Genomic DNA, 23,175 nt, shown 5'->3' with positions numbered 1-23,175 from the left:
AGTGACCTCCTAGAAAATTGAGCTGGCGAGAAAGCCAACGCCCGCGCCAATCGCCATACCCATGGGGCCACCCACCGCACCGATCTTTGCACCCGCCATAGCGCCAATCCCTGCCCCCATGCCCACGGCCTGCATTTTCTGGGTTTTCTCGGCCTGCTCCATTTGCTCTTCGGCTTGCTTGGCTTGGCGCTGCTGGCCCGATAGATCACTTAGCCCCTGCATGGCCTGGCCTTCCATTTGTTGGCGAAGGCCTAATAGTCCGTAGCTCATTGGTTCATCACCCTGTCAGGAATATTGGAGAGGCCCATGCCGCCCGCCAGAATGGCGTCCTGACGATCTTGGGCAGAGATGCGTGCCTCATTGCCCGCACTCACCATGGAGGCGCTACGTTCTAGGCTGGTGCGACGCTCTTCGGCGGCTTGCTGCTGGGGAGTCTGGCTAATGCCGTACCCTTGGCGTTGCTGGGCAAGCCCTTGCTGGCTGCTGTCGAACGCCAAGCCCACGGCATTACTGGCATTGGCAGCGGCTGCGCCTGGGGCGTTGTTGTCTTGGGCCACGCGGGCCAGCTCATCGACGTAGGGGGCGAAACGGTTTTTCCAATCGGCCCATTGAGCGCGGTTGAGCTGGCCCAACAGCTGTGAGGCCCCTTGGTCACCGCGCATGGCTTGATTGGGGTCGACGCGCTGCTGTGCGGTTTCAGAGGGAGCGTAGGTAATTTGTCCGAGCGTGGGTTGGTATTGCATGATCACACCCCGCCTGCGCTGACTTGATCGTAGAGATTGAGCCCTTGTGCCGGTGCGGGCTTGTTGAGATAGTTCGATGCGCCCGCTCCAGCCACCTGGCCAAGCAGCTGTAGGTTGGCGCTGCGACGGTTAAAGCGCGTAGCAGCGGATTGCCGAGCATCGGCTGCCGACTGGCTGGCAACGCTCGATAACCCTTGCTGTGCCTGCCCTGCCTGCCCCTGGCCGATGGCCACAATATTCTGCAGGCCCTGCACCTGCTGGTTCTCTTGCTCAAACTGAGCGCGCCCGAGGGTTTCACCGCCTGCGCTGGCACCGCCCAGCGCGATGCCGTTCATCGTGGATTGCGCGCGACCGCTAGAAGGGTCGATGCCTGCTTGGCTTAACTGCAAACCCGCTTGGTCACTTGCCTCACTCACGGCCTGCTGCTGGCTTTGGAGCGTGCGGCCCGCGATGTAGCTCATATTGGCGTCGCTGGTCATATCGCCCACCGACTCCATGTACGCGTTCTCAAGCGGGGCTAGCTTCTCTTGGGCAAAGTTCCACTTTTCGGCAGCGACTTGGGCCAGCTGGCGTTGCTCAGGGGTATCCTTAACCGTGTTGTCACCACCGCCACCGCCGCTCACTGGTCACCCCCGTTCAGCGATGCGTCGACATCTTGCTGATACGTTTCGTCTTGCGTGGGATCGAGTCCAGCCAAGTAGTCATCAAGGCCGTCTTCATGAAAGTGGTCGCGAATCGATAAGCTGACCTTGTTCATCCACTCATAGCCACCGACCAGATAGGCACACTGCGTCACCACGGCCGTTAACTGGTCGCGAAGCACGAAGGCTAGGGTTTTGTAGTGGCGGCTGTCAGAGCGCTCCAGACACGCGCTATCACGCCAGTCTTGTAGCGCACTGGCCATAAGCGGGCGTAGGTAAGGTTCATGCTCGCGGTAAAACGGATTCGCGGGCAGCTCTATCAGCGCTTCCCAGAACGTGCGGATGAGCGTGGTATCAGCTACTGGATTGTCTTTATCAACGAGGTCGTCGAGCGTTTGGGAAATACGAAACAGCATCTCGCAAAATTGTGCGGCCGCTTCGTTATTGCGGAGTACGCCACGTAAAAACGTAGCTTCATTCTGGCGGGGCATGCGGCACCTCACGGTGGGGCAATTTAAAGGGATAGTGTAGCAGGGATAGCTAGGAGTTGGTTTATTAAAACGACTGTCTTCTCGTTAATAGATACCCAGGAGTTACATCAGTGTGTGAGCCATAAAAACCAACAGCCTCGGTAAAACGTCGGTGCTCCCAGACAAAATACAGCCTAACTGTGTTTCCGACCAAAAAAGGCCGCATCTTATGCTGCCGACCATACACCGCCATTAGCGGGTAAAAATCAATCATCATGTTATTGCCAAACGATAATACCGTGCTACCTACTCTGCTATTGAAATAGTTATACGAGTTCAAGTCCAGACCGTTGTCTCGGGCCTCGAACTCTGAAATGCCGGTATTGATCCGTCCTGTGTTGATAATGGCTTGGTTTATCAAACGCGAATCAAAAACGCGCCCGCCACTAGAATCATTGACATAAATGCCGTGAGTGGCATCAAACCAATAGCCTGCCGCAATGGCCGCGCCAATTGCATTCTGGGCATTGATATACACTTCATATTCAATGTTGCTGCTAACCGACGATGTTGTTCTATCCGGATTACCGATGAAGTTGGTGCAAGCGTCAAAGCCACGCCAATTACCCGGCGAGCCAATGAGCTTCGTTATTCCTACAGGTCGCCCACCGGTATGCCTTAAACACAAGTAAGGAGGAGCCTGCGTTGTGATAACGTTGGGGAAAAATACCGTTTTGGGAAACCAGCCATTCTCAATGTTGTCCGGCTTCCGGTTGAAGGTGACGGTGATTGAACGCCGAAGGATTAAAAAGTAGTTCTGATTCTCCCCATCAATAAGAACACGCCCATTACTGTTTCTTATATCAATGCCGTAGGCCATGTCTCACCCTGTCGAGAAAATTGATAAGTACGCATAGCCCTTCAGATCAAACGAGCTCTGCCAGTAAGCGCGCCCCTGATAAAAAGTCACCGTTATCCTAGGAGGCAACACCCCGCTTGCGGGCATGTTATCGACGGCGTCCATGTACTGAGGGCCTACTTGATAGGCAATATCGCCGGTGTAATAGTGGGTGAAGGCGAGGGAATAAGTAGCGTTTGGGTTGATAGCAGCGTTGTAAATATTGCCGCTAGTGCCATAAAGCCTAAATGAGCCCACGGTGCGAACCGTTAGATCATTGCTACTTAGCCACAGCTGGCCGCCAGGACTGTATATCTCAAAACCATAGCTCATAAGCGACCAATCCTGACGCGCAGCCTACCGCCATCGTCATAGACGCTCATCCGGTCGCCGAACATCTCCATCCGGCCACCAGAGCTCGAGGTTTTGAGATCGAAGCCCCCATTGGGATGCAGCCGCCAGCCACTCGCGGGCCAGTTAGAGGATTGTGCGACGCCTGTGAAAGTAGCCGCTTCGGCCACGCTAAGGTTGTCCACGTCAATGGCATCAGCACGAATAAGGCCGCCTGCTGTGGTTACGGGCGTGCCATCATCAAGAAAAAACTTACCAATGGTGATGGCACCTAGCTGACCCTCTTGGATGGAACCATTGCGGATCATGGCCGTGTTCATATAGACCACATCATTCACGATGGTGAACGGCCGCCGCTTGTTGGCATTAGTGCGTCCTACAAAGAAGCGATCCACGTCAAAGCCCGCATCGACTTGAGAGCCGTCGTTGTAAACGCCAAAGCCGCCCACCAGCCCATTCGCCTGAATCTGCACGGTGTACAACGCACCAAGGTTGGTCAGTTCACCGTCGACTCTCGTAATTTCCGTCTCGAACGTCTGCTGCACACCTGCGAGGTTGTCGCCTAGCTCAGAGGCTATGGTCGTGACTTGGCTGGATAAGGCCTGCGTCTCAGAGGCGAGAATGCTTTGCGTCTCCTCGATGGCGGCGAAAGCGTCTCCGAGCTCTACCTCTAGCCCATCGATTCGGCGCGCCGTCGCTTGCTTATCATCGGTGCGTACCTCTTCCAGCCCGTAAAATGTTGCCGCCGCCGTTTTGCGCGTCGCTGACATCACCCGCTGAATCGAGCCCAGCAGCTCGTCCTCTGCCGCCCTGATACGTGCTTCTTCGGATACCAGCACCACATCTTCGCCCACCGACGCCATCAGGCTCTCTACGTCCAGCGCTAATGCGTCAACCGCCGACGACCAGGCCTCACGCTCGGCAACAATGTCAGCCGTATTATTTTGAGTTTGAGCTGTCAGTGTTTGAAGGTCGGTGGCCAGCGCGTCGATCTGAGTACTACGCGTCTCTGACTCGTTTTGAATAGACGCAGTATTGGCATTAAGCTGCGACAGAAACGCCTGAAGCTCATTCGCGACGGCTTGCTCCTGCTCCGCCAGTGCCCGCTGAATTTGCTCAATCGCCGCAGTGACTTCGGGTATGTCGACTTCGGCAAACGTCACCAGTACACGATCTACCAGCACGCTCTTACCTGTCCCCGACGTGTCGCCCCAAATCACCAGTTCGTGCGCCGCCCCGGTATTCCCTGCCGGAACATCAACGATCACATCGTAAAAGGCATACTCGTTGGTCGGCGTGAAGCGCACCCACTCGCCAAAGACACCGTCCACGCAGTAGGCAACGGCAAACTCACTGCTGGCGTTACTGCTCGGGCGCTTGGCATAAAGCGAAAAGCGCACTTCATTGCCAGCAAATTCGGTCGCTGTATCGACATCCACGGCACGGCGTACCCCCCCCGTTTGCGGATTAGCGCTCGACTGCGAAGAGGTAATGCGAGCCGCTTGCTGGCCTGCGTAAACATCGCTGGTTTCCGCAGCAAGAGCGTTGTTGCTGGTAGCAGACCAAGCGTTGAAGTCGCTCCCCGCCTCGAAACTGCTGGCAAGAGAAGGCCTAGCATCGAGGCGCGCCGATAAAATGCCAACCTGCGTCGACAACGAGCTAAATTGATCGATGCGAATTTGCTGCTCAAGAAGAATCAGCGCTTCGTTATCGTCGACACTGCCAAACAACTGGTCGATCTGCGTAGCAAAGACTTCGTTGTCATTAATACGCACTTGCGACATAGAGTAGATCGAGGCCGCATTGGCATTGTAGGAAGCCGCTATCACGTTTTGCTGCAGAGCCAGCAAGCTGTCTTCTAGCTCAAGCTGCTCTACGGCTTGCGTTATCGCGGTCGTGCGATTCTCGACTTCCTGCTGAATCGCCTGAGCCCGCGCTTGTGCCTCAAACGTCAAGCCTTCAATTCGCTCAAGTCGCTCGCTATCAAGGGCGGCAATACGCGCCTCGCGCTCTTGAGCCAAACGGTTCGCTACCGTGCCATCCAATGATTCAGGGCCATTCAGAGCGGTATCAAGCTCTCCTATGCGGGCGATCTCTTCCTGCAGAGACTGCGCCAGAACACTGTCATCAATCTCCCCAGTGATTAGCTCGATGATATAGCCAAGGTCTGCTATTGGTGCGGCATAGGTGCCGTTAGGACTATTGGGCGGCCCCTCTACATCTGCAATCGAGGTAAACGTGATCCAGTAGTAATAACCCTTGAGCTTTGTGGGGTCGTTAGGGTCAACCGCATCGTCACGCACGTAGTCGGTATAGAAGCCCCCGCTCTCACGGCCAATCAGCTCCGCGTTTGCGAAGTTATCTTCTTCGCTGCGAAAGATGCTGGTATAGGCATGGTTGCGGTACTGCTGACCGGGGATCGTCCAGCTCAGATTGATCATGCCGTAGAAGCCGCCCTGCACATCAAAGCCTGCAGGCGCGGGAGGAATTGTGAGATCAGGAGCGGGCGGCAGTGCACCAGAATCCAAGTTCCCATCCTGGCCAGGGCGCATACCGGGCTTTAAACGACCAATGCCGCTATCTAACAGGTCACGCAACGTGACCTTGCGGTCTAGCGGATCACCCCGCACGCCTTCGCCGGTTTCCAGAATCTCGGTCATGGCGGCAATCAGGGGGCGTAACTCGCTCGGCGCCTTTGGCGGCACGGGCGGCAGTGTCCGACGGCGTCGGTTCATGGGCACCTCACGGTGAGCCTGAAAGGGTTAAATCAATTCGCTGGGAGACGTCGCGATCTGGATGGACTGTACTTCGTGGCTACTTTGAATCTCGATCTCCCAATCACGGCACAAGGTGTAACCCGCCGGAAGTCGAAACATGCTGGAATTGGGAACTTGCGTATCCAGCACTTGGTTGCCATCAGCGCGAATAATGAGACGAACAGGGTAGTCGGAGGCAATCAGCTTGCCGCAGGCAAAGCCTGCGCTTCCTGGGGGCACTTCATGTAGGCGGGAGCGCCAGGTGTAGGTCATTGGGCCACCCTGCCCCCATGCGCTAATGGCATCATCTTGGATCAGGTAAAGCGCTCCTGCTGCTATGTCGTGATACCCGCCGCTGGCATCAATATCCAAAAACTCAACGCCTTCACCGGGCGTAAACACCATGCAGCCACCTTCATAGAAGGCAAGGTAACGACCATCGTAACGATAAGCGTGCATGGTGCTGGGGTTCAGCGCTTGCCACTGGTCTTTGGTAAACACCTCGGCAGTCACCACGCGGGCATCGCGGCCACCGGCAGCCACTAGCCCCTCATGGCCTGCGTAAATAACGTACTCGCCCATATCCACTAGCGAGCGCGCAGATACGCAAGGCTGATCAACGTCTAATTGCATGGGCGACATAGCTTCAGGACTGGCACCGCTGACAAGGTAGGGCTGCCCTTGCGTCGCCACGATCAAGCCTGACGACGTGGCGCCAATGGCGACGATGTTGTCTTTGAAAGCCAACTGGTAGGCCACTGGCCACGCGTGCGGCAAGTACGCTTCGCTGAAGCACAGCGTGTTTTCAAAGAAGCCCGCCAGCATACCGCCAGGGAGTGCGGTTAACCCATGCAGGCGCGAATCGGGCATATCCCACTCAACCGACGGCAACGCGCGGCCAAGCTGCGCGCTGGTGATATTGTCAAAGTATTCCGTGTTGGCGATGTTCACATCGGCCACGTACTGGTAAATACCACCCGACTCTGCGCGGTAAATGCGTTTCGTCACAATGTCGTGACTACCGCTCGGCACGCTTGGTAATGCCAGCTGTACCTCGCCACCCGCAGGCGCACCACTGACCATATCCCAACGCTCAATGATATTGCTGGGCGCACTGGGCGGCCCCTCCTCGCCAAAGCGAGAGATCAGCGTGACTACGTACGAGGTTTCCAGCGTCGTCGGTGGGCGCTCGCTGACAGGAGTGCGCCCAATAGGAGCTGTTGCTGACGGTGCACTCGTCGGCGCGGGAATGCCCAAGCGGAAGCTATTGCCGGGGTACGGCGGTGTGCCGCTGGTAATATCGCTAATGCCGCCCATTTTTGGCGGGCCATCACCGGTCCAGTACACGCGTGAAAAGTCGTCATTCGCAAGCGGCGACTTCACAACGTCAACGTTCTTTCCAAGGCCCCACGTCAACCAGTAACCCTGGCCTTCATTTCCCGCTGGGTATCGGTAAAGCGTGGAAGGATTCGCCACCACGCTGAGAGATTCGATGATTAAGGGGGCGCGTTCAGGCTTTAGCGTACCGCGCTTGAGGTAAACGTTACGCGCCCGCTGGGCGTTGTTTTCTGGCAGTAGCCGCGCGCTTAAGATCGGCAGCTCGCCGCGAAAGGCGCTATGTTGGATTTTCAATATGTCCACCTTTCAGGCATAAAAAAACCGCTTACGCGGCCGTTGTTCTGATACGTTTTGTTGCCCTACCACCGGATAGCGTTCACCGCTGCCACCGTTTCAGCCCCTCGCACCGCCTTCACCAGCCGCTGCCGCTTCCCCGTCAACTGCTGAAACTGCGTGAAACGCTCGGCATTACTCACCACCGCTTCGCACAATTCAACCAGTGTCTCGGTGCCATCTGAGCCATTACGCCCTAGCAGGATGTTATCCAGCACGGGGGTTGCCGGGGCATCGCCTTCTGGATGTACGTGCCACTCCAGGTACGCCCGCGCCTCGCGGTTCTGCTCTGTCCACGACTGCTGCTCGATCTGCGGATATTCGCGCACCAGGGGTTCAGCTTGCCCGCTGTACGCGTCGTTGATCTCTCTGATCTTGGCCACTTGTGCCTCGGCCAGTAGCTCGGCGGGGGTTTTGGGCAGAGTAACCTCTGCGTCTTGTAGCCAGCTCATGGGGTAGGCTCCTCGCCTGCATCATACTCAACAACTATTTTGCAGTAGCCGTGGACGTCCTCATCCTTTAAATTCGTACCCGCATAATAGGCAGGCTTCCCCTCATCATCACCGTAGCCCATAGCCTCACCCCTCCCGTTTTTATCCGCGAAAAGATAGTCTTGTAGGTATTCCAGTTTCGTGCCTTCTGTTAGTCGCTTAAATTTCATTCTGTCACCTCGTTTTCAGGCTCCGGCACTACGTCATATAGCGGTAGCTCAATCGGCCCGTGGTGGTTTTCCAACACGATGGGCGCGGGAAAGCGCGTTTCATGCGGAGCGTTGGGGCCGTGGCCGAGGATAATCATGCATTCGTATTCGCTACCTTGCCGAGTCACCTTTCCCAGTTCTGGATGAAACGCAGTGGCACCATCAGGCAAATCGCTGAGATCGTAGCTGATTCCATTAACGAATAATGTGGTCTCGCGGATGCTCATAGTAGTTTCGTTATCGCGTGCAACTGGCGATAAGTGCAGCGTCAATTTCATAATGCTCTCCAGTTACCAATGGCGAAATAGCTAACATTGAATTGAGCGGTTGTTAACACGGCAACTGCAATGGCACGAATCGCTACTGAGGTTTCAAGTGGAGAAGCGGGCTTAATAGAAAATAAAGCGCCTCTTGCACCAGAACCATCTGCGACGGTGGTATCTAGTCCGTAAGGCGCGCCCTCAAACGAATGAGGGAATGTAATAGTTTCGGTAAACCCTGACGCATAAAGCGGCCCGTATGCTGATTCGATGTTGAAGTTAACTGACTTATTTCCGAAGCAGATAAGCGTTCCATTTGCGAATTTAAGATAGTAACCATTGGAGTTTTGCCCTGACTCGAACAGCGCCCCTGAAGGTAAGCCGTTAGCAAAGGCTACCGCTCCTAAAATCCGCTTATGGTGCAGCAGCTCGAAGGGTTCATAATTAACAGGGTCTAGTGAACTCTCGGTGTTTATCCCGTAGATTATTCGTCTAGAGGTAGGGAAGAACGACAAGATAGAATTTATCGATGATCCTGGTGACGACATATTAATGGGTAGGTGCGCGGCGTATTCATTGCCCGGTGAATACGAAGGTACGCCGGTAACGGAATCAACAACTGGTCTATCAACACCGTAAATACCTCGGCCTAGACCTTTAAAGTTGACGCTCTCGCCAGAGCGAATGTCTCGGGTGACACTCCCCAATCCAAACCCACCCAACGCGATAAGGTCGCTGCCACCTCCGCCCACTACACCCCGCCCTAGTAGCGGCCCCAGCTGATCAATCACACTATTCAGCTCGGCTCGGTCGGGGAACTCCGCAATCAGTTCAGCACTGGAACCCTGGCGACGGTAGAGCCGCATATACGCACCGCTGCCCGGTACGCTGAAATACTTGCCATCGGCCACTGCCTGCCGCCCTTCGGTGATTGTCGGGTAAATGGCGTTGAGGCCCATCGCCGCGTCGCGGAAACGAATGACCTCTTCCTGTAACGCGGCGTTCGTTTGTTCTAGCTGTACAACAGCCTGCTCGAATGACATACAGCCCCCTAGATAAATCGTCTTGGTTGAACGCGCGCGCCCTGCTGCTGCCCGTAAACCGATAGGCGATAAGCGTCGTTAATGCCCGCCTTAAAGTAGGTTTCGTGATAAGCCGCTTGTTCGACGCTTCGCCACGGCTGAGGCAATAGCAGCAATCGATGAGTCGCGCCGTGGCGCAGGGTTTCAAAGTGCTGGCGGCGCAATTCCTCTGGCAAGCTGCCGTCGCTGGTCGGCTTGACGGCCACACGCGCCGAGAACATATCGCCATCGCCCACCCGATGAATGCTTACGCTTTCCGGCGATAGCTGCTCATAGTCGACGCCTGGGGTCATAACCCGGTCGCCACGGAAGAGCGTAAGCACCCGCACGCAGTGGGTGCCCTCGGGAGCCATCAAGGCCCCCTCCTGTGTTACAGGGGCGTCAACGATCCAGGCATTGCCGTCTTGGCACAGCCGGAACTCTGCCCATTTGATGGCGTCTCGAACGGTCATCAACGGCGCTTCGGGAACGTCCTGCACCACTGTTTGCAATAGATCCATCACTGACGCGTCCGTGGCGGATTGGATGAGTTGTCAGGCGTATTCGGTGAAATAGCGCGCGCGACCTCTACCTTTTGACCCAGCGCGCCCATGTACGCCTGCATGTGCATCTGGGCGCGGTTGAGGTTGGCCGCATGCTCAGCGTCTTTGGAATAGGCGCGGTACAGAATGTAATCGGTAATCACCGGCGCGTAGCTGTCATTGAGCCGGATGGTTTCAGCTTCCAGGCCGGTAAGGCCTAGTGCGACTTCATGCGGTGATGGCGTCGAGGAATAGATCAACTCGACCTTAGCGCCTACAGCGGCCGGCGGGTATACGTAATAGCGGGTTGGGTCTTGGTCGTCGAACATGTACTGCTCGATATCGACACTGGCATCGTCGCCATGCCAGCTCCGTCGCGTGGTATCTAGTGAGCGCCGCGTAGTCACCATGATGCCCATCTTCTGGCTAGCGGCAGCGGTATTGCGTACCACGTCAATCAGGCGCATGCCATCGCTAGGAATTTCTTGCCGTGTGCCCTCGACGAGCTCAACGCTCGTATTGATCGCAGAGGCATCGGGCTTAATCTGGACAATGGCCTGGTAGGCTTCATTCAGCCAGCCGATCAGCTCCTCGTTCGTCCAGCGGGTACCGGCGGCCGTCACTTCCTGCAACACCAGCTTGGCATTACGAATGACGGTGCCTACAGTCGTGACGGCCATCGCTTACACCTCCTGCATGTAACGGTTTTTAGCTAAAGCAGCGGTCCACGGGAAGACACGCCCGTTCTTCAGGTGCTTAAGCATTCGGCCTTGATATTTGGGCTTTTCAGTTGCAACCGGTTCAATGGAGGATTCGCCAGGGCTCAGCTCTTCTTCTTCCGTTACGCCCTGCTCGGCCAGCTTTTCAGCGGCTTCAAGCAGCTCAGCGCGGATGGTCTCAACCCCTTGGCGCTTATCAATGGGTACCGATAATGTTTTGGCCAGCGTTTCCAGGTCGTCTTTCGTGACCGCGTCTTCAATTTGCTCAATCAGTGTCTTGGTCATGCGTGTTTCCTCACGGAAAGTAAAACGCCACCCCGAAGGGTGGCGATATGGAGCGCTTAGGCGGCGCGCTCGGCGTACAGGTGGCCCATGGCGTTGGGGTCAATGACCTCATAGCCAAAGACGTTAAGGCCGCGCACCAGCTGGCCGAAGTCCTGCGGGTTAGGCAAGTTCTCCATCTTGGTCATCTGCGACGCGAAGGTGAGCGCCTTCTTGTGACCAAAGATTGCGTTAGTAGCCTGCCGTGTGGTGGTGGCGTCGGTCACTTTCGACATGTTGTTGCTGATATACACATCGAAGCGGTCCAGCATGCCTACCTTGCCGTTACGGAACACCGAGGTGTTATCCCCCATGGCGCTCGCGTCGCGCAGGTCGGACTTCTTGAGCATGCCGTTCATCCAGGCGGGCAGAACAATCCAGCGGCCGTCGTCAGGCACGTTCTGCTCATCCAGTACCGAACCACAATCCACCAGCACATCGAGGATGTTGGTTTTGTCCACGGACACCGGCGCACCGGCCGCGCCCATGTTGTACCCGCCAGACTCACGACCAGCGGCAGCGCCTGCGTTCTCTGCGGCCGCGTCGGCAAACACGTCACCGAGAATCACCTTGTCGATGGCGATCTTCATCTGCTGGCCGGCATCGTCCGACCAATTATCCATCAACTTGATATCGGCTTGATACTCGTCAACGTCGTTCACCTCAAAGGCAAAATACTTCGCCTTGTCGATGTGCAGCTCGACCTTGTCGCTGGTCGGCTTCTCGTAGTTGAGGCCGCCGCCAACTTCATAGTCGCGGATGGTGATAGACGGCGTGGTGCGGATCATCACCGTATCACCTTGCGACTTGATCTCACCCTCGTAGTCAGTGTTGGAGATTTCAGCGAAACAGGTTCGCTGGTACAGCTTTTCAACCATCTTTCCCGACCAGACCTGCGGGATAAACCCGGAGGTAGACGTGCTGGAGTAGTCGGGATGCGATGCGTCGCGTGTTGGACCTGCCATTGGAATACCCTCTTATCGCCTCACGGCGAGGAATCGGAACCGCCAGCCGGGTTATCGAACCCGGCCTTCACGTTGGGCGGCAAAAATATCGGCTTCCAGGCGTTGCGCTTCGTCAGCGGAGTAGCGGCCAGCAGTCTTGTCGCGATAGAACTGCGTAATGTCGGCACCGGTCCACAGCTTCCCGCCTTGGGCTTGCGGTGTGGGCGCTGCTTTCGTGGTGCGCGGCTCTACTTGCTCATCGGGGACTTGGCGCTGCTGCTGCGTTGGCTTCGCCTGATTCAGATAGAGTTTGAAAACGTCGGCCACCCCTTTGGCGTCCAGACTCTGTTGCGCCTGGCTGAGGGCCTGCTGGTACTGCTTGCCTGTTTGGGGGTCGAACTTACTGAGGAATTGCAGGAAAGCGGCTTCGCTGTTGACCTGTCGGAAATTTGGCACCGCTTGCTCTAAGCTCACCCAAAAGCGTGCTTCAGCGTCTTCGTGCTTCTCGGATTCGAGACGATCCAGGCGCTCCTGCAGCTCTTTGGTGTTACCGGCATCAGCTGGGGCCGCTCCCTTTTGGGTCATGCGCTCGATAAACGTCACCAGGTCTTCGCCATACTCCTGCTTGAAGTGGGCGAGCTGTTCGTCAGTAATGCCGCTGTTATCGGGCGCTTTATGCTCCTGCGCTTTGAGTTGCTGGTCTTTGCCCGCAACCTGCTCTTTCAGTTGTTCAACCTCTTGGCGCAGCGCTGGCAGCTCGCTGTTGTACTTGCCTTGCAGCACTTGAAAGCGGTGTTGCCAGTAAAGGGCGTCTTGGCTTTCAGGCTTAGGCTCGTCTTTCAGCGGCTCAGCGGGTTGCGCGTCCGGCTTGGCAGTGTCCGGCTTCTCAGCGTCGCGTGGCGGGTTTTGCTCACGGTCAGGAGCCTTGGCCTTATCGGCGTCGGGGTTCTCTGGCTCGCGGTCAAAGTGCTTAGCGGCAGCGGCAGCTTGTGCCTGTACGGACTGGGGTAGTGACATTTCAACTCCTATGACGCCTCTCGGCGTGTCTGTGAGCCGGGCTTAGCCGGGGTTCACGATTCGGGTAACGGGTTCAACCTGCAGTGTTGAGCGTTGCCCACAAAAAAGCCGCCTCCAAAGAAGCGGCTTGCTTGTGAGGCCGGGCGAACCCGGCTATTTGAAACGTTTATCAATTACATCGCGTGCGGTTTTCAGCTTTTCGATCAAACCGGCTAACGCGGTCGCCTCGCCCTGCTTGCGCGCAATCTCGTTACTGTCGCGGCATTGTTCCAGTTGGTTGCGACAGTCCTCGCGCTGGGAGTTGAGGATATCCAGAAGATGCTGGCCCTCGGGGCTGGCGTGGATTCGCGACAGGGCTTTCCATTGCGGCTCGTTCATTCTGGCCTCTCTGCGTTTCGGCAATGAGCTTGGCGATCTCTGCCAGTAGGTGCTGGGCATCCAGCGGTGCCATTTGCTGGGCGATCTGGGTGTCGGCTTGGGTTTCGGCCGCGTCGGCGCCGTACTTCTGCGCCTGGGCCTGCTTGACGGCCACCTCAGCCTGCGCTTTGGCTTGCTCAATCTGTTGTTGAGCCTCTAACTGCGCTTGCTGCGCCTGCTGCTGCTCGGCTAGGTTCTGCTCCATTTGCTCTTGCGTGGGGATCAGGCCTGGCATATCCAGCTTCTCTGCCGTGCTTTCCAGCAGCTTACGGCGACCCTCCATGCCTACGATGCCCATATCCATTTCGTTGGCCGTCATCTGCAGGAACTGCTGGCGAAGCATGTTGGTCTGCTCACGAATCAACATGGCAGAGCTACCGCGCGCGACAACGTTGCAATCACCTTTGATGCTCGGGTCTTCGCTGTACTGCATGTTGTAGAGCCAAAGCGCCTCGATCACTCGGCGTAACACGCCGCGATCAATATGCCGGATGGCGTCTTTAATCCCCTTATTCGCTGACTCCATGAGCATCGATAGGCCGCTCGCCGTATTACCAGCACCGCCTACGTTCTCATTGCCGTAGGTGTAGCGCGGGATGTTGGTCGCATCATCTGCGCGGCGCTCGAACTGTTCGTAAACAGCGAGCAATTCGGCGGCGTTGCTGCTGGGCTGATAGAACCGGACGGCCGCGTTATTACCGGTGACCTGGCTGTCTTTGGTACGCCAGATTTTCCACGGGTAGATATTGGTCGGGTCTTCCTGTGGCTGCAGGCGTTCTTCATACACTTCCACCTGCGGCCCGGATGAAATAGCGAGGTTATTTACCAAACTGCGCGCCGTGGCATTGCACACGTCCTGAACATCCGCCATCAACTCGGGGATGCCTTGGCCCCAGAAACTGCCTGGCACCGGCTGATAGCTGGCCTTGTGATACGGGCGGCGCTCCAGCGGGTCGCGGTTAATGCGCACGCGGATAACGTGCTGGCCAATCAAAATGGCCTCAATCTCATACTCAGCCAGCGGATCTTCAATTTCGTCCGGATTGACGCCCCACTGCAGCAGTGTCACGCCTTGGGCACCGCCGGAGTAGATCAACCCGTCGATGGTTTCGCCGTGGGTCAGCCACTCATGGCCGCGCCCTTCTAGCTCAGCGCGCTCGCCATCGGTCCATAGCCAGTCGCGTAGGCCACCCTGGCCATACTGCTCCAATACGCGGCGAATCGACTCTTCGTTAAACGACGGCACCCCAATGAGCTGGTTCAGTTGCATCCGGGTAAAGCGGGCGCGCTCAATGATGAACGCGCCGTCATCCACGTTGGTGGCGTCCGGGCTGGGGTACATATCGAACGGTGATACCCGTTCAAACTCAGGCCGGATAGTGGTGCTCTTGACCGGCTGCCAGCCTTCTAGCCATTCCAGCGTAGGCACGCGACGCAGGATTGGTGCGCGCACAAACGCAGCAGGATAGGTGACAAAGTCATCCACGAATTGCTCGAAGGCCTCAGACCAGCCACCTTCTGCCAGCTGGTCGGCAATCACATCCTCATGACGCTCAGCGGCTTCCTCTGCCCTCTCTTGTGCCATTTGTCGCACTTGCTCGCGCGCCTGCTCAATCAGGGCGGCCATGTCAATTTGCTGGCCTTCCTGCTGTGCCTGAACTGCTTGTTGCTGTAGCTGTTGAAACACGGGCATCACGTACTCATCGGGTACGTCAGCCACTGGTGTAGGCTGTAGGCCCCACGGCTGCTCATTCGCAGGCATCATGATGTCGCGTATCCAAGCGCCGGCGGCGCGGCACTTGGTAGCAGTGAGCATCATGTAAATCTCGGCACCACCTTCCTTGCGGATAGCAGCCAGCTTGCTTGGGTCGTATTCACCTTTACGGCGGCGAAGGCAGTCCAATAAGCGGTACTCTACTTCCTGCTTAGCGGTCTTGGCGGATTCCCATGACCGGCGAATGTGCGCGCCCAGCGACGACTCCATGAGCTGACGACGGCGCTCCTCCTCGGCCTGCATTTGCTGAGCTTCAGCCGCTTGCTCGGCGTGCATCTCAGTCGCCGACTTGTACTGCAGTAGTCCCAAACTAGCCATTCGCAGCACCCTGCGTTATCGCCTTGTAGATAGCAGCATCGGCAGCGCGCTTGTGGGTACGCATCCGCTGTACGTTGCGGCGCATCGGCCCCAGCTGCTTGAACAGGTCAGTGATATAGCCAGCAGGGTCGTCTAAAAACTCCAGCAGCTTGACGTTAAACGTCACGCCCATGCTGCCTTTGACTTCAAACTGCAGGCGCATACCCGGCTCTGGCGTCGTGACCTTCTCCTCGATGATGATCATATCGATCTGCACATGCCCCACGTCCGGGCGAAAGCGCTTAGAGGGAATCGGGATGCCGTACTTCATTAGCTCTTGCGCAATACCCATCGCCGCATCGCGAGCGAACTTCTCGATGTCGCGGCTTTGCAGGCCTGCGAGGCGCAATGCTGCCGTGCGTGCCCGCTGCTGCTGCGAGCCGTTCGGGGTGGTGTGAATCATAGCGCCTCCCGGCGGGGTGATTAGGTGTGAGCGCTCCAGCCACCACGTGATGAGCGGTTAGCGGGAGTGGCGGGCAGTTGCGCCCTTGCAAACAGTGATGAGCGAGCGAGGGTTTCCAGCGCTTTAGCACCGTGAGACGCCCAATCGTGGCGAGGCGTTGACTTGTACACGCCGCGCTTGTCGTCCCACTCTTTTCGATAGTTATCGAGGCATAGCACGCCCTGGTGGCAGGCTTCCTCGTCTATCCAGCACATCGGCAGGAACTGGCGCGTCGCTTGGACCCCCTCGGCGTGGTTGCTAATGCGCGGCACCGTCTCAAAGTTGATGCCGAAGCCTTTGGCAACATCGGAACGACTCAGGCCAGTGCCTAGCTCGCGAACGGCGAGATCGTGCGGGCCAAAATGTCCACCGTAGCGATAACCCTTCTTATTCAGCAGATCGGCGTAGTATTCGATGCCTTCGCCCTCGCCTTCGAGGTAATCGATCAGGTGCACCTCGCGGCCTACGACCTGAGCAAACCAAATCGCCATCGTGTCGTTCATGCCCAAGTCCCATGCGGTGTAAACCGGAAGGCTGGGGTTCACCTGAACTTGGCTAGTGAGTCGCTTGTTCTTCCGCAGGAACTGCATTTGCGTGGCGAAGTACGCACCCTCGACCGACTGGCTGAATGCCTCTTCGGGTGTGCTGGGGTATTCCCGCTGCATATCATCCTGCAGCTTTTCGGCTTTCTTCGCGTACCAAGCACGCTGGCCGTCAGTCGTCTGAATGCCGTGCTTGTGCTCAAGCTGCTCAAAGTATTCCGCCAGACGCTGAGGTATCACAACGCCTTTGGGGCTCATCGTGTACGTTGGCTCTTGCCACCAGGGGAAGAAATGAAACTGAAAGTCCATTTCTGTCAGCGTGCGGCCCATCTCTTTGAGCTGCTGCGCTGTCTGGCTGTAGTCGAAGAAGTAGCCTTCACGCCCTTCGGCGGTACTCTCAAGCGTTATCTGGTTGCCGATCCCCACCGCTTCAAAGGCACCGGTCACAATCTCCTTGGCCTTATGCGGGAACTGGCGACATATCTTGCCGAACTCCGATACGTGCAAGCGCTGCAGCGTGCCACCCCGATAAGAGGTGGAAACCTTGATGCTCGAGCCATTATCAAAGACGTAGGCACCGCTGCCGCTCTTATCGCTAACTGGCCGGGGTATCTTGGTACCCAGCATCTTCAGCAGCGCGTGCCAGGCATCGTCGATGTTCTCGTACGCGAAGGTGATCTTGTTCCTGAATATGTCCTGCGCATCTTCCAGCTTGTGACAGATACAGCCCGCCGAGAAGTTATCCTTGAACAGGCAGTCATCCAGCGCGTCGATCATTTCGAACGTGGTAAAGCCCAACTGGCGAGCCTTCAGTATCAGGTCAAGGCAGTGGCCGCTTAGATAGCGCTCCCGCTGGGCGGCGTTGGGCTTAAAGCGAACCTTCCTTCCCGACTTATCCTTGATCTTGTAGAGCGAGTTGAGCCGAAACCACTTGAGCGATAGCGCGGCCAGCAGGTCAGCTTTGTCGGTGAGTCTGCCCTTGGCATGAGCTCGCAGGTAGGCTTCTGCGCGCTTGACCTGACGTGCCCGCTCACTCGGCCCCAGAATCACTTGGCGCGACCTCTGCCATCAGTTCTTCAAACGACTTCACGCCCTCGTCTTTGTCGTTGGCATCCAGACCGTAGTTCTGGCGCTCCAGCTTAATCACTCGGTCAAGCGCCTGGGTCCCGTGCCCCATACACTTGCCGACGTACTCCAGCGGCACATCAAGCTCGGCAGTCCCGCCAGTGGGTAGCTCGACAGCGATCTTGCCTTCGGCTAGCTGGCTCTCCAGCAGCACGGCGAAACGCTCGGTAATACCCCGCCAGCGCTCAAGGGTTTTTCTGTGCCCCTTCACGACCGCGGCATTCTCGTTCGCTGCCTGCTCGACCACATCGTCATCAAGCGCGGCCTGCGCTTCAGGCGGCAACGATGCTCGAGTGATTTTTTCCTGCGTGCGTTCGCGAACCCGCTCGGTCAGGTCTTTCTTCCAGTCATACTTCTTAGCGCGTCGGCTGATATTCGAGCGGTTCACGCCGTGCCGTGCTTCAAGCTGGGCCAGCGAGAAACGACCGGTGCGATATTCCCGCTCGATCAGCTCCCAATCGTGTCGTTTCGCCATAAAAAAACGCCACCATTGCTGGCAGCGTCTCCATAGAATAGGGTGATGCGGCGGTTGGCGCTCATCTCAACATCCTGGGCTAGATCCGTGCAGCTAACGCCGGATTCGAACCGGCTGCTCCCAGGTACCCTGCTAGAAGCACGAAAGCACGTGCATTCACCGCATCAAGGTGCCGGACGCTTCACAGCGTGCGGCGAGGTTGGCACTGCCTCACGGCATGGCCAAAGGCGGCGCTTCACAGCGCGACCGGTGCAACGCTTCACAGCGTGGCGTGTCGCCTCACGGCGAGAATTTATTAACGCTTCCGAATAGCACTGATTGCATCCATGAAGCCGGAAGGTGTTTGGCCCAACTGGCGGGCTTTATCATTGGAGCGCTGCTTGATGTTCACACCTTGAACAGCGGCTTGAGCAGCGACAGACCAAATCAGCACATCGACCACAACTGATAGCTGGGCGGGGTCCATGACGATCACCCCGATTAGACCGAAGTTCACAGACGCCAGTGACAAGGCCAGCATCCAACCGTTAAAGGGTCGCCAGCCTGCCCGGAACGTCGACTCGCTCCCCACCTCGGCCCGCATCGTCTGATTGATCTCTGACAAGCGGGCAGTTTCTGATTCAAGGGAGAGCTTAAGCATTTCTCGCTCATGCTCTTGCTCAAGCCGCCGCAAGCGCTCTACAGCTTGCGGATCTGCCTGAATAGCGGCTTCCACCGCTTCTGGACGCTCTTCAACACCCAGAACGCCAGCGATGATGCTGCCAACTGCAGAGCCAGCCTTGCCAGCAAGAGCACCGCCAGCAATCGGCGCGATCTTCCCCACGGTCTGCGCAATGTCACGCCACTCCATTATTGGGTCTCCAGCGCCGATACACGGCTGTTCAGGTTATCGATACGATTTTCGATCTGGTCTAGCTCACGGCGTGCATCAGTAGCGCGGTAGTAGGTGTCCCCCCAGCTTTTCAGCTCATGGCGCAGTTCCTGAAGCATTAGGCCTTGCGTGGTTAGCCGCTCCTCTAGCACCACGGACTGCTGCCCCAGCTTCACCAGCTGAGCACCGGCCCAAATACACAGTGCTACCAACAGCACTTGGATTCCTGTCTGCATATGCCGCTCAAATACGGAGGGTTTCACGTCGCGCTCCTGGGCCATCAGGCCACCTCCGCCGCGATCTCGCTGTATAACGTCGCTACCAAGCGGTCTGCCTGGTCGCTTTCGACTTCACTGCGTAGATTGACGACGCGCTTAAACCACCCGTAGGCGAAGTCCTCTTGCCGCTCGTCCCGCTCAGCGAGGCCACGACAGAAGGCAATGCGGACGCCATTGATAGATTCGGCCAGCACGTACAGGCCAGCACCACCTCGCGCCTTGCGGTAATCCGCGAGCGCGTTCAGCGTGGCAGGCCCCATAGCACCGTCGACCTTTAGGTCAGGAAACAGCTTGCCGCGACTGTTCAGCACGTTAAGCGTGCGCTGCAGCTCTTGCGCCGCTCGGCCTGGGCCAGAGTGAACGCCGAAGTCAAACAGGTATTCGGCCAGCGTCGCGCTGATCGGCGCGATGCGGTCCAGGCGAATGCTTGTCCAGTAGCGGGCTTCATAGATACGCACGGCCAGCGACTTGGGCAGGCTGCGCATATCACCCTGGTAGCCGTTCTCGCGCGCTACCGCGACGGTAATGCCGTAATTGGTCGGGCCGCCACGATCAGACGAGTGATTGACGTAGCCGCCCTCTCGATCCATGACCGAGGCGACTAGTCGTTGCTTGAGGGAGGTTGTCATGTAGGGCTCCAGCGCCTCACGGCGGGGGAAAACAGAAAAGCCCCACCAGAGACTGGCAGGGCCTACGTAACTGCAACAGATAAACTACAAATTCAGCTCAGCTCTAAGCTCCGTCCTAATGTCGCTAAGCAAAACAATGAAATCAAGTCCTTGTTTAGACAGAGGGTTGTCTAAGCTTGGCTCTCCTAAAGTCTCAGCTTTAGCTGAAAGCACGCTGATAGCATTAAGAATCGTATGCAGTTCATTTGCAGCTTCACTAAGGCTTTTATGATGCGGCTTCAATAAGCTCCTTAGCTGAATAGTTAGATCCAGATCAAGGTTTCTAGCGGTTACTTTTATACGCTCAGGGCCACCATCATAAAGCCCAGAGGCGTCAGATTGGATGGAGACAACAAAACGCTTAACCTCCAAATCAATTCTGTCAGCCATCTGTAAAGCTTCTTTCAAACCCTGACGTCTAAACTCAGCCTTATTTGCTTTGTCCGTGGCGCTATAAGCACCTTTGGCGCCTAGCCATGCACCCAACCCGGCGCCAATAGCGGCACCACCTAGTGTAGCCGCTGCTCCGACCCAAACTGGCCAAGTATCAGCAGAGGCTGTTTGAACTATTATTTGAACAGGCTGGCTTAGATACTCTGGCAGCAACGGCGGCACTCGCAGGGCCTCATAGCAAAACGCCCCGGCTCAAAGCCAGGGCGCAGAATTCGATAGTGGGATTATTCTGGTTCAAAATGCGGCAGAGCGCAAGTTATGCTGCCTTGGCGCTTGTGATTAGCCCTGCCACTGGAGCCAACGCCTCGCACTCCCAGCGGTCGAGCGTGTCCAGAAGCCGATCCCAGACGCCGCCCCACGTTGAGCGGTCGCGCCTGCTCCAGTCTCTCGTATTCACTTCTTCCCCATGCTCCAGCTCAATCCACGCCGCGATGCGCCGGGGATTATGCAGCCCTGGTCTGTTATATGGGTACGTTGTCTCGGCATGGTGGTGAATCGCCGCCGAAACAATCCAGCGCAGCTGACGCGCCGCTTCTGCCGGTGGCCGCTCTACCTGCCCCTGCCCTGGCAGCCGCATCTGCATACCAACGTGCATTAGCGCGGTGTGTATCCACTCTCGATCCTCTGCTAGCTCATCGCGTGTGAACGGCCCGAAGCAATAGCGAGCCAACGCCTGCATGTGCTTCGGCAAACGCTCAACGGCGCTAATAACCTGCCCTGCTTCCAGGCCATGCACTATCCGCCAGTCGTTGTTGTTACGCTGAGTGGTCTGCACCTGGGCGCCCATGCGCGCAATCTCTGCGGCGTACTGCATTACACTCCCGCGCTGTTCGTGATACGCATCAAAAATACATTGCCTGGCTGATATATACCGCATCACCACCCCCTGCCGTTGCGTTTTCGTTGCGTTATTGCGCAACTGTTGCGTTTTGTTGCCTGCCGCGTTGCGCGTTCTTCTTCAACCGCTTGTTCCCAAACGTCTTTTATCCGTTGCGGTGTTGCGTGCGGGAATCTCTTCACCCACTGCGTATGCACTGCCTTCCGTTGAGCTTGTGGCACCTGGAGCATCTGCCTTGCGATGAATCTCAATTCGCATTCACGCGCCCATTCGTGCCACTCAGGCGGGTAGCCATTGGTGCCGCCCAGCGGGCGACCATCGGGCCATGCGGTAGGGCGCTCGATCATGCCGCCACCTCGGACACCGGTATGATTTCGATCCAAGTTCCGGTCTCCGCCTGCCGGTCGATCTCGGGCGGCTCCATGATGACTCTACGCACGTACTCGCCCTGGTCGTCGGGCAGCACACCGGCGGCGACCAGTCCGTCCTCAAGGTGCTTCACATTGAGCGAGTAATTGCTGGTATCGCGCCGACGCACACCCTTGCCCAGCCTTGGGCGGAAAACGAGGTCTACGCATCCGCTAATCGGCTTGATGCCATCCCGCTTCACGACGTGGCGAACCAGCAGATGACAGCTATCGACCTCGCGTTTGCGTTTGGTCCAGTGCTGACGGGTGCCCACGTTGGTGCTGTTGGCCAGATAAGGGACGAATAGGCGCATCAGTCGCCCTCCGCTTCGTGGTAGCGGTTGGCTATCAGCTCGTCAGCTAGCTCGCTGCTCGCAGCCTCTCTTTCGATCTGCGTCTTTTTCCATACCTCCCAATTTTCCTCACTCGGATATTTAGCCCAATGGTCAATCGCCGCCAGCTCTGAAGCTCGCGCCTTCGCCAGTCGCTGCCCGGCCTTGGTGCTAATCATGATCATGTCGGTACTCCAAGGGCTCGCCCTGATCGTCATAGCCGTGCGTGAGGTAGAGACCCAAGCCAGTCAGGAACAACGCACCGGCGACGATCAGGCCTACTAAAATCCATGGGCTCATCATTTCACCGCCTTGACCAGGCCGCGCCTGGCGAGTTGGTCCAGTGTCAGCACAATGGCCTCATTCATCCGCGCTCTGCGCTCTTCACGGCTCAAGTCTTTGCCGTTGTCGATTAGCGAGACCATGATTCTGCTGGCCTCCTGTTCTGATTCTGCTGATGCGCGTTAGCCCATCTACAGTTTCCCGGCTCGTAATCACCATCATTATCTATGCGGTCAATACTCAGCCCTGGCGGCGGGTCCCCCATGTCTGCATAGAAATTCTCGAATGAAGAGACCCATCTATCACAAACCCGTATTCCTCTTACCCCGTACCACTCGTAATCAGCATGATTGGGGTTTTGACAGCGTCGCTTCATCCCAATCCAAGTTCGATAGGCTCTGGTGTAGCTTTTCCCGTGGGTTCTATTACTTTCGCCTCGCTGCTTTCCATGTTCGGACTTCCAGCACCCACACGATTTCGTATTACCTTTTTTGATATTTGAATAGGTCACATCCACAAAGCTTCCGCAGTCACAATTACACCGGTAAACGGTGTCCCTGCCGTTGCTTGAAAACTCCACTGCTATGAGACGGCCATATCTCGAGCCCATATTGCTTTGGTGATTCACTTTCTTTGGGCACATATCAACCCCCGTCGCGCAAGCTGAGCAATAGTTCTGCAAATGGCGTCGTCCAGGATGGCTCGGCGCTCCTCTTTGCTATATCTCGTTCCTGAATCAAGTTCGTAGTGACATGCCGGGCAAAGAGCTGCAGTGAGACAGTCATCAGCCTTGCTGCTCATGCCCTTGCCTTGGTTGCGG

At 56.9% G+C, this 23,175-nt stretch carries 29 protein-coding genes; all 29 read right to left on the bottom strand.

Annotation, left to right across the window (positions count from 1 at the left end; genetic code table 11):
- Positions 1-9: 9 nt before the first annotated feature.
- Positions 10-270 carry a hypothetical protein gene (locus L1249_RS03410; RefSeq protein ID WP_235253358.1) on the bottom strand — a complete coding sequence of 87 codons (261 nt, stop codon included), beginning with the start codon at positions 268-270 and terminating at the stop codon, positions 10-12.
- Positions 267-743, bottom strand: coding sequence for a hypothetical protein (locus L1249_RS03405; RefSeq protein WP_235253356.1), 477 nt, complete (start codon positions 741-743; stop codon positions 267-269). Before L1249_RS03405 ends, L1249_RS03410 begins: the two co-directional genes overlap by 4 nt.
- A gap of 2 nt (positions 744-745) precedes the next feature.
- The gene (locus L1249_RS03400; RefSeq protein WP_235253354.1) at positions 746-1,366 is read right to left on the bottom strand and encodes a hypothetical protein; all 621 of its coding nucleotides are present in this window, start codon (positions 1,364-1,366) and stop codon (positions 746-748) included.
- Positions 1,363-1,875 (bottom strand): hypothetical protein, encoded by a 513-nt coding sequence (locus tag L1249_RS03395; protein ID WP_235253352.1) that lies wholly within the window; start codon positions 1,873-1,875, stop codon positions 1,363-1,365. The genes L1249_RS03400 and L1249_RS03395 overlap by 4 nt, the downstream gene beginning before the upstream one ends.
- 64 nt (positions 1,876-1,939) lie before the next feature.
- Positions 1,940-2,734, bottom strand: a complete 795-nt coding sequence (locus L1249_RS03390; protein ID WP_235253350.1) for a hypothetical protein — start codon at positions 2,732-2,734, stop codon at positions 1,940-1,942.
- A gap of 3 nt (positions 2,735-2,737) precedes the next feature.
- Positions 2,738-3,085 (bottom strand): hypothetical protein, encoded by a 348-nt coding sequence (locus L1249_RS03385; RefSeq protein ID WP_235253348.1) that lies wholly within the window; start codon positions 3,083-3,085, stop codon positions 2,738-2,740.
- Positions 3,082-5,838 carry a phage tail tip fiber protein gene (locus L1249_RS03380; protein ID WP_235253346.1) on the bottom strand — a complete coding sequence of 919 codons (2,757 nt, stop codon included), beginning with the start codon at positions 5,836-5,838 and terminating at the stop codon, positions 3,082-3,084. The genes L1249_RS03385 and L1249_RS03380 overlap by 4 nt, the downstream gene beginning before the upstream one ends.
- 27 nt (positions 5,839-5,865) lie before the next feature.
- Positions 5,866-7,491: a hypothetical protein gene (locus L1249_RS03375; RefSeq protein WP_235253343.1), complete on the bottom strand. Its 1,626-nt coding sequence runs from the start codon at positions 7,489-7,491 to the stop codon at positions 5,866-5,868.
- Between the two features lie 65 nt (positions 7,492-7,556).
- Positions 7,557-7,982, bottom strand: coding sequence for a hypothetical protein (locus L1249_RS03370; protein WP_235253342.1), 426 nt, complete (start codon positions 7,980-7,982; stop codon positions 7,557-7,559).
- Positions 7,979-8,191, bottom strand: coding sequence for a hypothetical protein (locus tag L1249_RS03365; RefSeq protein WP_235253340.1), 213 nt, complete (start codon positions 8,189-8,191; stop codon positions 7,979-7,981). The genes L1249_RS03370 and L1249_RS03365 overlap by 4 nt, the downstream gene beginning before the upstream one ends.
- On the bottom strand, positions 8,188-8,508 hold the full coding sequence (locus L1249_RS03360; protein WP_235253336.1) for a hypothetical protein: 321 nt from the start codon (positions 8,506-8,508) through the stop codon (positions 8,188-8,190). The genes L1249_RS03365 and L1249_RS03360 overlap by 4 nt, the downstream gene beginning before the upstream one ends.
- The gene (locus tag L1249_RS03355) at positions 8,505-9,533 is read right to left on the bottom strand and encodes a hypothetical protein (protein ID WP_235253335.1); all 1,029 of its coding nucleotides are present in this window, start codon (positions 9,531-9,533) and stop codon (positions 8,505-8,507) included. The genes L1249_RS03360 and L1249_RS03355 overlap by 4 nt, the downstream gene beginning before the upstream one ends.
- A gap of 8 nt (positions 9,534-9,541) precedes the next feature.
- Positions 9,542-10,072 carry a hypothetical protein gene (locus L1249_RS03350; protein ID WP_235253333.1) on the bottom strand — a complete coding sequence of 177 codons (531 nt, stop codon included), beginning with the start codon at positions 10,070-10,072 and terminating at the stop codon, positions 9,542-9,544.
- Positions 10,072-10,773: a phage adaptor protein gene (locus tag L1249_RS03345; RefSeq protein ID WP_235253332.1), complete on the bottom strand. Its 702-nt coding sequence runs from the start codon at positions 10,771-10,773 to the stop codon at positions 10,072-10,074. Before L1249_RS03345 ends, L1249_RS03350 begins: the two co-directional genes overlap by 1 nt.
- A 3-nt stretch (positions 10,774-10,776) precedes the next feature.
- Entirely contained in the window at positions 10,777-11,097 is a 321-nt protein-coding gene (locus L1249_RS03340; RefSeq protein WP_235253331.1) for a hypothetical protein, read from the bottom strand.
- Between the two features lie 56 nt (positions 11,098-11,153).
- Positions 11,154-12,098, bottom strand: coding sequence for a P22 phage major capsid protein family protein (locus L1249_RS03335; RefSeq protein WP_235253330.1), 945 nt, complete (start codon positions 12,096-12,098; stop codon positions 11,154-11,156).
- Between the two features lie 51 nt (positions 12,099-12,149).
- On the bottom strand, positions 12,150-13,094 hold the full coding sequence (locus tag L1249_RS03330) for a hypothetical protein (RefSeq protein WP_235253327.1): 945 nt from the start codon (positions 13,092-13,094) through the stop codon (positions 12,150-12,152).
- Positions 13,095-13,344: 250 nt separating this feature from the next.
- Positions 13,345-15,603 (bottom strand): portal protein, encoded by a 2,259-nt coding sequence (locus L1249_RS03325; protein WP_235253323.1) that lies wholly within the window; start codon positions 15,601-15,603, stop codon positions 13,345-13,347.
- Positions 15,596-16,045 (bottom strand): hypothetical protein, encoded by a 450-nt coding sequence (locus L1249_RS03320; RefSeq protein ID WP_235253319.1) that lies wholly within the window; start codon positions 16,043-16,045, stop codon positions 15,596-15,598. The genes L1249_RS03325 and L1249_RS03320 overlap by 8 nt, the downstream gene beginning before the upstream one ends.
- A 20-nt stretch (positions 16,046-16,065) precedes the next feature.
- On the bottom strand, positions 16,066-17,676 hold the full coding sequence (locus tag L1249_RS03315; RefSeq protein ID WP_235253318.1) for a terminase: 1,611 nt from the start codon (positions 17,674-17,676) through the stop codon (positions 16,066-16,068).
- A complete protein-coding gene (locus L1249_RS03310) occupies positions 17,657-18,226 on the bottom strand; it encodes a hypothetical protein (protein ID WP_235253316.1) in 570 nt (189 codons plus the stop codon). Before L1249_RS03310 ends, L1249_RS03315 begins: the two co-directional genes overlap by 20 nt.
- Positions 18,227-18,521: 295 nt before the next feature.
- A complete protein-coding gene (locus L1249_RS03305) occupies positions 18,522-19,076 on the bottom strand; it encodes a 3TM-type holin (RefSeq protein ID WP_235253314.1) in 555 nt (184 codons plus the stop codon).
- Entirely contained in the window at positions 19,076-19,360 is a 285-nt protein-coding gene (locus tag L1249_RS03300; protein WP_235253309.1) for a hypothetical protein, read from the bottom strand. The genes L1249_RS03305 and L1249_RS03300 overlap by 1 nt, the downstream gene beginning before the upstream one ends.
- 17 nt (positions 19,361-19,377) lie before the next feature.
- A complete protein-coding gene (locus L1249_RS03295) occupies positions 19,378-20,004 on the bottom strand; it encodes a glycoside hydrolase family 108 protein (protein WP_235253308.1) in 627 nt (208 codons plus the stop codon).
- Positions 20,005-20,088: 84 nt separating this feature from the next.
- Positions 20,089-20,658, bottom strand: a complete 570-nt coding sequence (locus L1249_RS03290) for a hypothetical protein (RefSeq protein ID WP_235253306.1) — start codon at positions 20,656-20,658, stop codon at positions 20,089-20,091.
- Positions 20,659-20,752: 94 nt separating this feature from the next.
- Entirely contained in the window at positions 20,753-21,310 is a 558-nt protein-coding gene (locus L1249_RS03285; RefSeq protein ID WP_235253304.1) for a hypothetical protein, read from the bottom strand.
- A gap of 367 nt (positions 21,311-21,677) precedes the next feature.
- Complete coding sequence (locus L1249_RS03280; protein ID WP_235253300.1) at positions 21,678-22,055, bottom strand: hypothetical protein; 378 nt, start codon at positions 22,053-22,055, stop codon at positions 21,678-21,680.
- Entirely contained in the window at positions 22,055-22,258 is a 204-nt protein-coding gene (locus tag L1249_RS03275; RefSeq protein WP_235253298.1) for a hypothetical protein, read from the bottom strand. The genes L1249_RS03280 and L1249_RS03275 overlap by 1 nt, the downstream gene beginning before the upstream one ends.
- A gap of 114 nt (positions 22,259-22,372) precedes the next feature.
- Complete coding sequence (locus L1249_RS17420; protein ID WP_268825152.1) at positions 22,373-22,498, bottom strand: hypothetical protein; 126 nt, start codon at positions 22,496-22,498, stop codon at positions 22,373-22,375.
- Between the last annotated feature and the right edge of the window lie 677 nt (positions 22,499-23,175).

Source organism: Halomonas sp. Cn5-12 (assembly GCF_021532545.1).
Lineage (GTDB): Bacteria > Pseudomonadota > Gammaproteobacteria > Pseudomonadales > Halomonadaceae > Vreelandella > Vreelandella aquamarina.
This window is presented reverse-complemented; position numbering and strand designations above follow the sequence as displayed.